Origin of the sequence: Aminobacter sp. Y103A (assembly GCF_030294925.1) — a bacterium.
GTDB lineage: Bacteria > Pseudomonadota > Alphaproteobacteria > Rhizobiales > Rhizobiaceae > Aminobacter > Aminobacter ciceronei.
In genome coordinates this window covers 2477442-2492096 of sequence record NZ_AP017986.1, presented here as the reverse complement: position 1 = coordinate 2492096, position 14655 = coordinate 2477442, and the positions used below count along the sequence as shown (strand labels likewise).

The window sequence follows — 14655 nt, the reverse complement described above, 5'->3', positions numbered from 1 at the left end:
AATGCCGATGAACAAGTTTACCCCAGCCAAGCCAGCGGGCGCCCGCAGCGTCGACGAGATCACCGGCAGCCGCCGCCTGCGCCGCATGCGCAAGGCCGACTGGTCGCGCCGGCTCGTCCAGGAAAACCGCCTGACGGTCGACGACCTGATCTGGCCGATCTTCATCATCGACGGTGAGAATCGCAAGGAAACGATCCCGGCCATGCCCGGTGTCTATCGCATGTCGGTCGATCTCGCCGTCAAGGAAGCGGAGCGCGCGGCAAAGCTCGGCATTCCGGCACTCGCCACCTTCCCCAATGTCGAGATGGAGCTGCGCGACCAGACCGGCGCGCACATATTGGAGCCCGACAACATCATCAACCGCGCCACCCGCGCCATCAAGGCAGCGGTGCCGGAGATCGGCATCATCACCGACGTCGCGCTCGACCCGTTCACCAGCCACGGCCATGACGGCATCCTGCGCGACGGCATCATCGTCAATGACGAAACTGTCGCCCAGGTGGCAGCCGCCGCCGTGCTGCAGGCCGCGGCCGGCTCCGACATCATCGCCCCTTCCGACATGATGGACGGCCGCATCGGCGCCATCCGCGACGCGCTCGACGACAACGGTTTCCATGATGTAGCGATCATGTCCTATGCGACCAAGTTCGCGTCTGCCTTCTATGGCCCCTATCGCGAGGCGATCGGCACGCAGGGCCTGCTCAAGGGCGACAAGAAGACCTACTACATCGACCACGCCAATTCGGACGAAGCGGTGCGCGAGGCCGAGCAGGACCTCGCCGAGGGCGCCGACATGCTGATGGTCAAGCCCGGCCTGCCTTATCTCGACATCATCCGCCGGCTGAAGGACGAGTTCCGCGTGCCGACCTTCGCCTATCAGGTGTCGGGCGAATATTCGATGATCAAGGCAGCCAGCGCCAATGGCTGGATCGACGGCGAAAAGGCGATGCTCGAAAGCCTGCTCGCCTTCAAGCGCGCCGGCTGCGACGGCATCCTGACCTATTTCGCGCCCGAAGTGGCCGAGATGCTGAAGGGCTGAGGCGAGAGCTTCCCCGACAGGATTTCTGCCCTCGCGCGCCGGGATTCTTGAATCCGGCGCGGCAATTCCCATTTGTTTTCCGGCGCGGGCAATCTCGTCCGCCGATAGAGGAAGTCATGACCGCACGCGTTCTGGACGGTGAAATCATCAACAGCAGGCTCGACGACAGCCGCGCCTATGACGGCGTGCGCACCCGCCGCATCCTGGCGTTCCTGGTCGACTATCTGATCGTCGGTCTCCTGATGATCCCCTTTGCCATCGTCATCTTCTTTCTTGGCGTGCTGACGCTCGGCCTCGGCTGGGCGCTGTTCGGCATCCTGTTTCCGGCTGTGGCCCTCATCTACATCTGGATGACGCTCGGCGGCCCGAACCAGGCCACCACAGGCATGCGCATGATGGGCATCCGGCTCGACCGCCTCGACGGCAGGCCGATCGACGGCCTTCTGGCGGTGGTTCACTCGGTGCTGTTCTGGGCCGGCAATGTCGTTCTGACGCCGCTGGTGCTCCTGGTGTCGCTGTTTTCCGACCGCAAGCGCACGCTGCATGACCTGCTGCTCGGCACGGTGGTCAGCCGCAGCGACAGCTAAAATGGCCATTCGGCGAGTCAAAACCGGCACTTGCGCCAAAATGTGAAGGCAAAGATTGGGCCTGCCTTCACATTCATGTTGAATTTTTCGCCGGCAGCGCCAAGCTAGGGAACATTGATTGGGAGTCTTCCTGACGCTCGATGACGCAGCATCCGACCCATTCCCCTCAGTTCTTCCTGACGGCGCCGTCCCCCTGCCCCTATCTCGAGGGGCAATTCGAGCGGAAGGTCTTTACCCATCTCGTCGGTGACAAGGCGCCCGAGATGAACGACCTGCTGACGCAAGGCGGCTTCCGCCGCTCGCAGAACATCGCCTATCGCCCGGCCTGCGAGACCTGCCGCGCCTGCGTCTCGGTCCGCATCCTGGCTCAGGAATTCAAGGCCACGCGCAACATGCGCCGGGTGATCGAACGCAACTCCGACCTCGTCGGGGCGATGCACGACGCCGAACCCTCGACCGAGCAATATTCGCTGTTCCGTTCCTATCTCGATGCCCGCCACCGCAGGGGCGGCATGTCCGACATGACGGTGCTCGACTATGCCATGATGGTCGAGGACACCCATGTCACCACCAAGGTGATCGAATATCGCCGCCGCGGCCCCGATACCTTCATCACCGGCCAGGGCCAGGGCGAGCTGATGGCAGTGGCATTGACCGACCAGATGTCGGACGGCCTGTCGATGGTCTATTCCTACTACAATCCGGAAATGGACGAACGCTCGCTTGGCACCTTCATGATCCTCGATCATATTGCCCGCGCGCGCGCCATGGGCCTGCCCCACGTCTATCTGGGCTACTGGGTCAACGGTTCGCGCAAGATGAACTATAAGGTGCGCTTCACACCTCAGGAGCATCTCGGCATGAAGGGCTGGGAGCGCTTCGAAGGCGACATCTGAGCACGTCCGGCCCGTTTCCACGCTGCCGTCGACCATCTGGCAGGGGAAAACAGTGGCGGACACCCAATCGAACCACTCCAAGGGACTGCTGCTGACCGGCATCGGCGGACTGGCGCTGACCGTCGACATCCCGCTGATCAAGCTCGCCGACGGCAACAACTGGTCGATCCTGCTGATGCGCAGCGGCACGACCTTCATCGCCGCCATCATCATCTGGCTGGTCTGGCGCGCGCTGAGCCCAAAGGCGCCGCAGCTCATCCCGGGCCGCGCCGGCCTCCTCGTCGCCGGCCTCTACGGCATCGGCTCGATCACCTTCATCACCGCCGTCTACAACACCTCGACCGCCAATCTGGTGTTCATCCTCGCCTTCAACACGGTATTTGCCGCCGTGCTGTCGTGGATGTTTCTGCGGGAAAGGCCGCGGCCGGCAACGCTGCTGGCCATGCTGGCGATGGTCGGCGGGGTGTCGATCATCGTCGGCAGCTCGATCGGCACCGGCCACCTGTTCGGCGACCTGATGGCGGTGTGTTCGGCCTTCTGCATCGCCTCGGCCATCACCATCTCCCGCTCCAGCGGCAAGGACATGGGTTTTACCGCGCTTGTCGGCGTGCTGCTGCCGGGGCTGGTGGCGGCCTATATGGTATCCAAGACCGGCTTCAGGGTCGATGCACCGTGGTGGATCATCTTCAACGGCGCGGTGATCATGCCGATCTCGTTCTTCTGCCTCGCCAACGGCCCGAAATACATTTCCGGGCCGGAGGTTGCGATGTTCTACCTGCTCGAGACGGTCATGGCGCCGATCTGGGTGTGGATGATCTTCGCCGAGGTGCCGACCCGCAACAGCCTGATCGGCGGGGCGATCCTGATCATCACGCTGATCGCCCACTCGGCCTGGCAATTGTCCGAGGGGCGCAGGCGCCGGGCGAGCCTGGCACGACAGCTGGCGTAGCCAGCCGGCCCTTCAATACCGGGACCGCAAGAACTGCCCGCCCCTAGCCGGCCTGATTGGTCGGCACGTCGTTGCGGATCGCCTCGATGCTGCGCGGCGTGTCGCTCTCAGGCAAGGCGTTGGCTGCGGCCAGCATCGCCGCTTCGTCGGTCAGCTCGACCTCGCGCAGCCATTCGCGCCAGATCGCGACAAGCAGCGCCATCAGCACCGGGCCGATGAACAGCCCGAGAAAGCCCATCGTCTTGACGCCGCCGATGAGGCCGAAAAAGGTGGGCAGGAACGGCAGCTTGATCGGCCCGCCGACAAGCTTGGGACGCAGCGTCTTGTCGACGATGAACAGCTCGATCGAGCCCCAGGCAAACAGCGCGACACCGGCAATCGGCGAGCCGCTGGCAACCAGATAGACCGAGACGAGGGTGAACGACAAAGGCGCGCCGCCGGGGATCAGCGCCATGAAGCCGGTGAGCACGCCGAGCGTCACCGGCGACGGCACGCCGGCCACCCAATAGGCAAGGCCCAGCACCACACCCTCGCCGATGGCGATCAGCGTCATGCCGGTGACGGTGGCGCTGATGGTCTTGGGCACGACGCGCGAAATGCGCTCCCAGCGCATCGGCAGGATGCGCTCGCCGAGCCGGTCGAGTTGGCCGACGAAGGTTTCACCGTCGCGATAGGTGAAGAACAAAGCGATCAGCATGAACAGCAGCGTCAAGAGGATGCCGAAGGCGCTGCCGCCGGCAGCAAGCACGCCGCGATAGATGCTGCCGATGTTGGCGCCGCTGAGCAGTTGGGCCAGTTCGCCGATGGCGCCGGGATGGCCGACATAACGCGTCCATTGCTCGTTCAGCCACTCGCCGACAACCGGCAGGTTGTTGATCCATTGCGGCGTCGTCGCGCCGTGACGATTGGTTTCGACAGCCCAGCCAACCCAGTCGCGGATTTCGTTGACGGCGTAGGTCGCAGCAAATGAGATCGGCACGACGAGGAAGGCGATGATGAACAGCAGCGCAAGCGTGGCGCCAATGGTCCTGTTGCCGTCGACGGCGACGAGCAGCCTGCGGTAGAGCGGCCAGCTGGCGAAGGCAATGACGAGCGCTGCCAGCACCGGCACCAGGAAGCCATGGAAGAAATAGATACCCGCCGCGACGATCAGCACGAGCAGCCAGCGCGCCGCCGAAAGCGGCGGCACCAAAGCGGCACGCATCGGCTGGGCCGGGCCGAACAGCCTCTGCTCTCGCTCCGGCTTACGGGGATTGGTCACGTTCAAGAGCCTGGATCTCCTCGGCCCTGAAGTGGACCCGATTGATGCCCGGCGCGCGGTTCGGCGCCGGTGGGGAGATCATAGAGGCTAATGCGGTGCCGCGCACGAAAACTTTGCCGCACCGCACGCGTTCATTCCCTCATTCCGGCCCTCATTCCGGATTTCTTGTCCTTGCGCAATTCCCGGGAAACCCGCGGCACGGTTTCCCCAGGACTTGCGCTAGCCGAAGCGGCCGGTGCGCGGAAAGCCCTTGGGGACCATGCGTCCGGAGGTGGCGCGGGTGCCAATCCACTCGAGCAGTTCCTCGCGCGACCGGGTGAAGGTGCGCTCCGCCGAATCCAGCCAGCTCAGGCCGGCCTCCATCGTGAAGGTCTTCACGTCGAGCACGCCGCCGTCCTTGTACTTCTGGAGCCTGACGCCCTTGCCACGCGTCATCTCGGGGATCTGCTCGAGCGGGAACACCAGCATCTTGCGGTTCTCGCCGACGATTGCGAGATGATCGCCAGTCAGCGGGATGCAGCGCTTGGCTTCGTCGGGCGCCTTGACGTTCATCACCTGCTTGCCCTTGCGGGTGTTGGCGATGACCTCTTCCTCGGGCACGGTGAAGCCGTTGCCTTCATGGCTGACCAGCAGGAGCTTGCGCTTGGGCTCGTGGACGAAGGCGGTGACGATGTCCTGGTCGTTGTCCATGTCGACGATGATGCGGATCGGCTCGCCATGGCCGCGCCCGCCTGGCAGACGGTCAGCGCCGATGGTGTAGAACTTGCCGCCCGTGGTGAAGACCAGGATCTTGTCGGTGGTCTGGGCCGGGAACGCCAGCTTGAGGCTGTCGCCCTCCTTGAAGGTGAGCTGGGAATAGTCGGCCAGATGCCCCTTCATCGCGCGCAGCCAGCCCTTTTCCGAGACGACGACCGTTACCGGCTCCTTCTCGATCATGGCGTGGTGGATGTCGGTCAGGTCATGGTCCGGCGCTTCGGCAAAAACGGTACGGCGCTTGCCCAGCTCGGTCTCGGGACCGTAATGCTTGCGGACCTCGCCTACTTCCCACTTGATCGTCGCCCACTGCTTGGCATCGGACGCCAAGAGCGCCTCGATCTGCTTCTTCTCAGTGCTGAGCGCGTCATGCTCCTTGCGGATCTCGAATTCCTCGAGCTTGCGCAGCGCCCTGAGGCGCATGTTGAGGATGGCTTCAGCCTGATTGTCGGTCAGGTCCCAGCGCGCCATCATCGTGCGCTTCGGCTCATCCTCCTCGCGGATGATGCGGATCACCTCGTCGATGTTGAGGTAGGCGATCAGATAGCCGCCGAGAATCTCGAGGCGCTTTTCGATCTCGCCGAGGCGGAACTTCGAGCGGCGGACGAGCACCTCGCGCCTGTGGTCGAGCCATTCGCGCAAGACGCTCTTCAGCGACAGCACGTTCGGCACCTTGCCGCGCGACAGCACGTTCATGTTGAGCGGGAAGCGGCTTTCGAGCTCGGTGAGCTTGTAGAGCGATTCCATCAGCAGGCCCGGATCGACGGTGCGGCTCTTGGGCACCAGGACGACACGGATGTCTTCTGCCGACTCGTCGCGGATGTCTTCGAGCAGTGGCAATTTGCGGGCGATCAGAAGCTCGGCGATCTTCTCGATCAGACGCGCCTTCTGGACGCCGTAGGGGATCTCGGTGACGACAAGGTTCCAGGTGCCCCTGCCCTGGTCTTCCTGCTTCCACGTCGCGCGCACGCGGAAGCCGCCGCGTCCGGTCTCATAGGCGTTGACGATCGCCGCCCAGTCGTCGTCGATGCTGCCGCCGGTGGGGAAATCGGGCCCACGCACCTTGCAGGCGAAACGCAGCTCCGCATCGTCCTTGATACGCTCCCACTCGCCCGGCGAGGTCATCAGGTCGGTGACCGAGGCATCGGGATTGTCGATCAGGTGAAGGGCGGCACTGCACAGCTCGGCTGCGTTGTGCGGCGGGATCGACGTCGCCATGCCGACGGCGATGCCGGACGAGCCGTTGGCGAGAAGGTTCGGAAACGCGCCCGGCAGGACGACGGGTTCTTCGTCTTCTTCGTTATAGGTAAGGCGATAGTCGACGGCGTCCTCGGTGATGCCTTCGAGCAGCGACACCGACACATCGGTCATGCGCGCTTCGGTATAGCGCATCGCGGCAGCACTATCGCCGTCGATATTGCCGAAATTGCCCTGGCCGTCGATGAGCGGGTAGCGGACCGAAAAATCCTGTGCCAGGCGCACCAGCGCGTCATAGATCGACTGGTCGCCATGCGGGTGGAACTTGCCCATGACCTCGCCGACGATGCGGGCACATTTGGCGAATCCCTGGTCGGGATTGAGCCTGAGCAGCCGCATGGCGTGCATGATGCGGCGATGTACCGGTTTCAGTCCGTCGCGAACGTCAGGCAGTGCCCGGTGCATGATGGTCGACAGCGCATAGGCAAGATAGCGCTCTTCGAGCGCCTTCTTCAGATCGACCGGTTCAATATTGTCGCCGCCACCGTTTCCGGGCGGCACAAGCCCTTTTCCCATGGTTTGGGACTAGCGGAACGGGCGATTCGCGACAAGCCTTATCGCCAAATGCAAGAGCCGTCGGCGTCGGAGTGCGACAAATCTGCCCGCTCGCTAAAGTAGCAATCACGCGATCAGGGGGTCATTCACCATTTTTGCGCGTGTTGCACTGCGGTGATTGCCTTTTGGATCGAATTGCGCCCATTGTCGTTACGTCGCCTTCTTCCGGTCCAGTTCGTGGCTGACGTAAGGCTGAATCATTTCAAAGTCTCAGGGATCTATGATGACGCAACACCGCTCTGCATTCCGCAAGCTCGCACTCACGACCTTCCTGTTCTCGCTTCCGCTCAATGCAGCGATGGCCCAGGATGCCACCGCTGTCGCCGAGCGGCTCAAGTCGGTGCTGGCCGGCCAGAGCCTGACGCTTGGCTGGAGCAGCGTCACCGGCGACGCGTCCGAAGCGGTCATCGAAGGTGCGACCATCGCCATGGACGGCGAAGGCAAGCCGCTGTCGATCGGCAAGCTCACGCTCAGCGGCATCACCGAGGAGAATCGCGGCTTCAAGATCGAAACGATCACCACCGAGCCCTACAGCCTCAACGAAGGCCCGACCAAGGTCGAGGTCAGCCCGCTGACGCTCGGCAACGTCACGCTGCCGGCCACCGACTCGACCGACATCCTGGCCTCGTTCCTGATGTATGAGACCGCCAATCTCGACACTGTCAGCGTCAAGGTCGGCGACAAGCAGGCCTTCCAGATGACCAATTTCGCAGCCGAGGTGACGCCTCCGGCCGACGGCAACGCCATGGAGTTCACCGGTTCGGCCGAAAAGTTCACCGCCGACCTGACCCTGGTGGAAGACCCGCAGTCGAAGGCTGCGATCGAGGCGCTCGGCTACCAGAACATCTCGGGCGACTTCCAGATGGAAGGCACCTGGCAGCCAACAGACGGCCGCATGGCACTTTCGAGCTACGACATCACCGTCGACAATGCCGGCACGCTCGGCATGACCTTCGACCTCGGCGGCTACACCGTGGAATTCCTGAAGTCGGTGCAGGAACTGCAGAAGAAGATGGCCGCCCAGCCGGAAGGCGCCGACAACTCGGCCCAGGGCATGGCCATGCTCGGCCTGATGCAGCAGCTGACCTTCAATGGCGCAACCGTGCGCTTCGACGACGATTCGGTGACCAACAAGGTTCTCGAATACGTCGCCAAGCAGCAGAACATGACGGCCAAGGACATTGCCAACCAGGCCAAGGCGATCGTGCCGTTCCTGATGATGGAACTGAACAATCCGGAGCTGTCGACCCAGGTGACGGCGGCCGTCACCGCCTATCTCGACGCGCCCAAGTCGATCGAGATCGCCGCCAAGCCAGCCTCGCCGGTCCCGTTCGCCCTGCTCGCCGCAAGCGGCATGTCGAACCCCAAGGACCTGCCCAAGACGCTCGGCCTGACGGTGACCGCAAACCAGGACTGATCCTGGCCGCGACATCAGAAACGCAAAAGCCCGGCAGCGATGCCGGGCTTTTTTGTTGAGCCGAAAGCGTCGCTTGCGCAGATCGCCTGAATTTCGTTCTTGGTTGCGGCAGCAAATCAGCATTGACCCGGTCGCCACAACTCGAAACGTAAAAGCCCGGCAGCGATGCCGGGCTTGTTTGTCGAGTCAAAAGAGTCGCTTGCGCGGATCGCCTAAGCCTCTTTCTTGGCCACCGCGACACGCAGCGACAGCTCGCGCAGCTGCTGCGGGGCGGCTTCCGACGGCGCGTTCATCAACAGATCCTGCGCCTGCTGGTTCATCGGGAACAAAGTCACTTCACGCAGGTTCTTGGCGCCGACGAGCAGCATGATGACGCGGTCGACGCCGGCAGCCATGCCGCCATGCGGCGGGGCACCGTACTGGAAGGCGCGGTAGAGGCCGCCGAACTGCTCCTCGACCTCCTCGCGCGTCTTGCCGGTCAGCTCGAACGCCTTGACCATCAGCTCGGGCAGCTGGTTGCGGATCGAACCGGAGGCGATTTCGAAGCCGTTGCAGACCATGTCGTACTGGTAGGCCTTGATGGTCAGCGGATCCTGGTTGTTCAGAGCATCCAGGCCGCCCTGCGGCATCGAGAACGGGTTATGGGCGAAATCGATCTTCTTTTCTTCTTCCAGCCATTCGTAGAACGGGAAGTCGATGATCCAGCACAGCTCGAAGCGATCGCGGTCGACGAGGTTCAGCTCCTCGCCGGCGCGGGTGCGGGCAGCACCAGCAAACGAGACGAACTTCTTGGGATCGCCGGCGACGAAGAAGGCAGCATCGCCGTCGGACAGGCCAAGCTGCTGGCGGATGGCTTCGGTGCGCTCCTCGCCGATGTTCTTGGCGATCGGGCCGGCGCCTTCGAGCTTGTCGCCTTCCTTGCGCCAGAAGATGTAGCCGAGACCCGGCTGGCCCTCGCCCTGCGCCCACGAGTTCATGCGGTCGCAGAAGGCGCGGCTGCCGCCTGTCCTGGCCGGGATCGCCCAGACCTCGACCTTCGGGTTCGAGGCGATCATGCCGGCGAACACCTTGAAGCCGGAGCCGTCGAAATGGCTGGTGACTTCCTGGATCTCGATCGGGTTGCGCAGGTCGGGCTTATCGGTGCCGTAGGTGCGCAGCGCGGTGTCATAGGGAATGCGGCGGAACTGTTGAGTGACCGGCTTGCCGTCGGCAAACTTCTCGAACACGCCGCGCATCACCGGTTCCATCGTGTTCCAGACGTCTTCCTGGGTCACGAAGCTCATTTCGAGGTCGAGCTGGTAGAATTCGCCCGGCAGGCGGTCAGCGCGCGGGTCTTCGTCGCGGAAGCAGGGCGCGATCTGGAAGTACCGGTCGAAGCCGGCGACCATCAGCAGCTGCTTGTACTGCTGCGGCGCCTGCGGCAGCGCGAAGAACTTGCCGGGATGGATGCGCGACGGCACCAGGAAGTCGCGCGCGCCTTCCGGCGACGAGGCCGTCAGGATCGGCGTCGAATATTCAGTGAAACCCTCGCCGGTCATGCGATTGCGCATTTCGGCGATGATCTTGGTACGGGCGACGATGTTCTTGTGCAGCGTTTCGCGGCGCAGATCGAGGAAGCGGTACTTCAAGCGAATGTCTTCTGGATAGTCCGGCTCGCCGAACACCGGCAGCGGCAATTCCTTGGAGGCCGACAGAACCTCGATTTCCTGGGCAAAGACTTCGATCTCGCCGGTCGGCAGGTTGCCGTTGACGGCTTCCGCCATGCGCGCCTTGACCTCGCCGTCGACGCGGATGACCCACTCGCCGCGCACCGTTTCGGCGGCCTTGAAGGCGGGCGAATCGGGATCGGCGACGATCTGGGTCAGGCCGTAATGGTCGCGCAGGTCGATGAACAGCAGGCCGCCGTGATCTCGCACGCGATGCACCCAGCCGGACAGGCGAACGGCGGCGCCGACGTCGGATTTCCTCAATTGAGCGCAGGTGTGGCTGCGGTAACGATGCATGGCAAATTTTCCGGTTCAGGCTGTTTGGACGTCACGCCGGGGCGACAGCTGCGCCCGGGCCTAAAATTTGGCGCGAAAAGCGCATGGGTGCCCGGTTTTGTCAAGGTAAAGCGGTTTTAAGACCGCTCAGGCGCAGGGTCAAAACCGCTTCTTCAGCCAAACCCTGGAATGTCCGGCCGGGTAATCGTCGATGCGGCCGAACTCTTCATATCCCAATCGCTTGTAGAACTCCGGCGCCTGGAACGTATACGAATCGAGGTGAACGCCGATGCAGCCGCGCTGCCGTGCCACCTCCTCGGCCCGGGCAATCAGCCGCTGGCCAAGGCCCTCGCCGCGATGAGCGCTGCTGATCCACAGCCATTCGACGAACAGCCAGGTGTATTCGGACGACCCTTTGAGGCCGCCGGCGACCGAGCCATCCTTGCCATGGGCGACGATCCCGAGATCCTGGTCGTTGTGCGGACCGGCGGTGTCGAAATTATAGGCGTTCAGCCCCTCGCCGATGAAGCGGGCCGTTTCCTCGTCGATGCTGGTGCTCACTGTCAATGTCGTCATCGCGGCCTCGTCTGTCCCTCACAATCCAGCCAGCGGTCCACTTGTCAGGGATGAACCGGGCCGCGCGCGCACGCTAGACGCTGCCGCGGCGGCGACGTTGGCGCAGTCGACGGAATATGTCGCACCAGCGGCTGTCCGGCATTGACCGATCGGGCAAACTGTAGCCACCTCAGCTTTTGTACTGCGTTGCCTGATGTCCTCCATACGCCCCCTCATCCCGCTCCTGATCACCGCCGGCATCCTGTTGGGCGGCAACGGCCTGCAAAGCACCTTGATTGCGCTGCGCGGCGCACAGGAGGGATTTACTGCCTCGACCATCGGCCTGATGGGGACCTGCTATTTCGTCGGGTTCCTGCTCGGCTGCCTGTTCATCTCACGCATCATGAAGGCCGTCGGCCACGTCCGGGCTTTCGCGGCACTCGCCGCCATCGCCGCCTCGGCAACGCTGACTTTGGTTCTCGTCATCGACCCGGTGATGTGGTCAGTGATCCGCTTTGCCACCGGCTTCTGCTTCGCCGGACTGTTCACGGTCATGGAGAGCTGGCTCAATTCAGGCGTCTCCAACCACGACCGCGCCCGAATCCTGGCGATCTACCGCATCATCGACATCGGCTCGGTGACTGGCGCGCAGTTCATGATCCCGGTCTTCGGCGCCGGCGGCTTCACCATCTTCGCCATCATGTCGATCATGATCACACTGTCGTTGGTGCCGGTCTCGCTGGGCGACCGCTCCAATCCGACACCGCCCGAAGACGTCAAGCTCGACCTCAAACGCGCCTGGCAGATTTCGCCACTCGGCAGCATCGGCTGCATCTTCGTCGGCGTCACCAACAGCGCCTTCCGCACGCTGAGCCCGATCTATGCCGAGCAGATCGGCTTGTCGGTGACCGACGTCGTCACCTTCGTCAGTGTCGGCATCATCGGCGGTGCGCTGGTCCAGTACCCGCTCGGCTACATGTCCGACCTGTGGGACCGTCGCAAGGTGCTGCTCGTCACCACTGCCGGCGCCATGGCCTCCGCGCTGATGCTGGTCTTCCTCGCCGGCAATTCGCCGCTGGCCAACTTCGTCTTCGTCTTCATCTTCGGATCGTTCGCCATGCCGCTCTATTCGCTGTCGGCAGCACATGCCAACGACCGCGCCGAAAAAGGCGAATTCGTGCTGATCAACGCGGCATTGATGCTGTTCTATTCCGTCGGTGCCATCGCGGGACCCTTCGTCGCCTCACTGGTGATGGAAAAGTTCGGCCCGCATTCGCTGTTCAGCTTCAGTGCGGCCGTCTATGTCGTGTTCGTCGCCGTCATCATCTACCGTATGGGCTCGCGCTCGCCGGTGCCGGCCGGCCACCGCGGACGCTTCATCGCCCTGTTGAGGACGTCCCCGATCTTTGCCCGGCTTGCAGGCCGAAACAGCGCTGCAAACGGCAGCGATGAGGGCTAGACTCCGTGATCGGACGTGCAAGTGCTTGACGAAAGGGCGCTCGGCTGAAATGGAAAGACAACGCGTTCTGATAAAAGCAATATTATGCATGTAATAACGACCCAGGACGAACTCGAAACCGTCATAGCCGCTCTCGAAAAGTCCAACTTCGTCACGGTAGACACCGAGTTCATTCGCGAAACCACTTTCTGGCCCGAGCTCTGCCTGATCCAGATGGCAGCGCCCGGCGTTTCCGCACTGGTCGATCCCCTGGCGCCCGACCTCGACCTCAAGCCATTCTTCCGGCTGATGGCCAATGAGGCGGTGACCAAGGTTTTCCATGCCGCCCGCCAAGACATCGAAATCATCTTCCATCTCGGCGCACTGATCCCGCACCCGGTGTTCGATACCCAGGTCGCCGCCATGGTCTGTGGCTTCGGCGACAGCGTCTCCTACGAGCAGATCGTGCAGAAGATCACCGGCGGACGCATCGACAAGTCATCGCGCTTCACCGACTGGCGCCACCGCCCGCTGTCGGAAAAGCAGCTCGACTATGCGCTGGCCGACGTCACACACCTGATCGACGTCTACAAGCATCTCGTCACCGAGCTCGAGCGCGAGAATCGCGCCCACTGGCTCAATGAAGAGATGGAGGTCCTGACCTCACGCGAGACCTACGACCCGCATCCCGAGGACGCCTGGAAGCGGCTGAAGATGCGCCTGCGCAAGCCGCAGGAACTGGCCATCGTGCAGGCAGTGGCTGCCTGGCGTGAGCGCGAGGCGCGCGAGCGCAACGTGCCGCGTGGCCGCGTGCTCAAGGACGACGCGATCTACGAAGTCGCCCAGCAGGCGCCACGCGATGCAACCGCACTTGCCCGACTGCGCACCACGCCCAAGGGCTGGGAACGTTCGTCGTCGGCGACGGCGCTGCTCACCGTCGTCAACGCGGCGCTCGAAATTCCGCGCGACCAGATGCCCAAGCTGCCCAAGACATTCCAGCCGCCGGAGGGCTCCAGTGCCGCCTCCGAGCTGCTCAAGGTGCTGCTGCGGCTCGTCTCGGAGAAGGAAGGCGTTGCCCCCAAGGTGCTCGCTTCGGGCGACGATATCGACCGTATCGCCGCAGAAGGCGAAGCTGCCGACGTCCCTGCCCTGCAGGGCTGGCGCCGTTCGGTGTTCGGCGAGGCAGCACTGAAGCTGGTGCGCGGCGAACTGGCCATCCGCTTCGACAAGCGCCGGATCTCGGTGTTCGAGGTCAACAGCTGAACGGCCTGTTCGGCGCGGTCAGACCGCGCCGGCAAGGTGCAGCGCAAACCAGATCCAGATCAGCGCGAGAAGCAGCGCGCCAAGAATGAAGGCCCTGCTGCGATACTTGACCCTGTTGGCGGTCAGGTGGAACCAGGCATGCGCATAGCGCGACGCCACGAACAGCCAGGCCAGCACCAGCGCCACATATGAAACGCCCGACGTCACATAGAGCGACAGGCAGGCGGCGTAGAACAGCACCGGCAGTTCGAACTGGTTGATGATGTTGTTGGCGGCGGTGACGCTGGATTCAGGTTCGGTGGACCGCGTCTTGAACTGATTGATCCGCGCTTCGCCCGAACGAACCGCGTGCCTGCGCCTGATAGAAAGCACTGTGTAGACGATGTAGACCAGCAGCACCTGGACAAGCATGGGCCAGAAAATCGCGGCCTGGTTCATAAGCATCCTCTCAACAATAGCGAAACAATCACAATATCATCCGCCACAACACTTCACCTGGATTAATGGAGAATCTCCTGGCGCGGGCAAGACTGGCGTGACGCAGTCCCATGATCGGCCAAACATGATGCTTCCCGCAACCGCCAATCGCTTTCAGCCGGCCCTTTCGGTCATCCAGGCCCACAAACGCACGATGCGCGAGGATTGACGGCCACGAACCGCCCGGGGGCGAAGGCACGTCACGGCTTGCTCGCCCGCTACCGAG

General features: G+C 63.1%; 13 protein-coding genes. 8 read left to right on the top strand and 5 right to left on the bottom strand.

All coding sequences use genetic code 11. The features are described 5' to 3' along the window. The first annotated feature begins 7 nt into the window (after window positions 1-7). The 4 genes from hemB to Amn_RS12080 all read left to right on the top strand — a co-directional run bounded on the left by hemB (window position 8) and on the right by Amn_RS12080 (window position 3471). On the top strand, window positions 8-1039 hold the full coding sequence (hemB, locus tag Amn_RS12095) for a porphobilinogen synthase (RefSeq protein ID WP_154385583.1): 1032 nt from the start codon (window positions 8-10) through the stop codon (window positions 1037-1039). Window positions 1040-1155: 116 nt separating this feature from the next. After that, the gene (locus Amn_RS12090) at window positions 1156-1626 is read left to right on the top strand and encodes an RDD family protein (protein WP_154385584.1); all 471 of its coding nucleotides are present in this window, start codon (window positions 1156-1158) and stop codon (window positions 1624-1626) included. A gap of 140 nt (window positions 1627-1766) precedes the next feature. Continuing rightward, window positions 1767-2522 carry an arginyltransferase gene (locus Amn_RS12085; protein ID WP_067963014.1) on the top strand — a complete coding sequence of 252 codons (756 nt, stop codon included), beginning with the start codon at window positions 1767-1769 and terminating at the stop codon, window positions 2520-2522. Between the two features lie 52 nt (window positions 2523-2574). After that, window positions 2575-3471 carry a DMT family transporter gene (locus tag Amn_RS12080; protein WP_083948608.1) on the top strand — a complete coding sequence of 299 codons (897 nt, stop codon included), beginning with the start codon at window positions 2575-2577 and terminating at the stop codon, window positions 3469-3471. A 43-nt stretch (window positions 3472-3514) separates the two neighbouring features. On the opposite strand, the gene Amn_RS12075 is transcribed toward Amn_RS12080, so the two are convergent. Both Amn_RS12075 and parC read right to left on the bottom strand, forming a co-directional pair. Then, complete coding sequence (locus Amn_RS12075; protein WP_154385618.1) at window positions 3515-4675, bottom strand: AI-2E family transporter; 1161 nt, start codon at window positions 4673-4675, stop codon at window positions 3515-3517. A gap of 276 nt (window positions 4676-4951) precedes the next feature. Further along, window positions 4952-7258, bottom strand: a complete 2307-nt coding sequence (parC, locus tag Amn_RS12070) for a DNA topoisomerase IV subunit A (RefSeq protein WP_154385585.1) — start codon at window positions 7256-7258, stop codon at window positions 4952-4954. A 262-nt stretch (window positions 7259-7520) separates the two neighbouring features. Between parC and Amn_RS12065 the strand changes: the two genes are divergently transcribed. After that, window positions 7521-8714, top strand: coding sequence for an aq_1923 C-terminal domain (locus Amn_RS12065; RefSeq protein ID WP_067966715.1), 1194 nt, complete (start codon window positions 7521-7523; stop codon window positions 8712-8714). 212 nt (window positions 8715-8926) lie between these two features. On the opposite strand, the gene aspS is transcribed toward Amn_RS12065, so the two are convergent. Next, window positions 8927-10717 carry an aspartate--tRNA ligase gene (aspS, locus tag Amn_RS12060; protein WP_154385587.1) on the bottom strand — a complete coding sequence of 597 codons (1791 nt, stop codon included), beginning with the start codon at window positions 10715-10717 and terminating at the stop codon, window positions 8927-8929. A 138-nt stretch (window positions 10718-10855) separates the two neighbouring features. After that, window positions 10856-11272, bottom strand: coding sequence for a GNAT family N-acetyltransferase (locus Amn_RS12055; protein ID WP_286297275.1), 417 nt, complete (start codon window positions 11270-11272; stop codon window positions 10856-10858). Window positions 11273-11465: 193 nt separating this feature from the next. Here Amn_RS12055 and Amn_RS12050 point away from each other — a divergent pair, with 193 nt between their 5' ends. Next, complete coding sequence (locus Amn_RS12050) at window positions 11466-12710, top strand: MFS transporter (protein WP_067963033.1); 1245 nt, start codon at window positions 11466-11468, stop codon at window positions 12708-12710. Between the two features lie 84 nt (window positions 12711-12794). Further along, a complete protein-coding gene (gene rnd, locus Amn_RS12045) occupies window positions 12795-13952 on the top strand; it encodes a ribonuclease D (protein WP_192317032.1) in 1158 nt (385 codons plus the stop codon). Between the two features lie 18 nt (window positions 13953-13970). On the opposite strand, the gene Amn_RS12040 is transcribed toward rnd, so the two are convergent. Next, window positions 13971-14390: an MAPEG family protein gene (locus Amn_RS12040; RefSeq protein WP_286297272.1), complete on the bottom strand. Its 420-nt coding sequence runs from the start codon at window positions 14388-14390 to the stop codon at window positions 13971-13973. On the opposite strand from Amn_RS12040, the gene Amn_RS12035 reads away from it, so the two are divergent. Further along, window positions 14362-14598 (top strand): hypothetical protein, encoded by a 237-nt coding sequence (locus tag Amn_RS12035; protein WP_286298251.1) that lies wholly within the window; start codon window positions 14362-14364, stop codon window positions 14596-14598. The two genes, Amn_RS12040 and Amn_RS12035, sit on opposite strands and share 29 nt — an antisense overlap. Window positions 14599-14655: the final 57 nt, after the last annotated feature.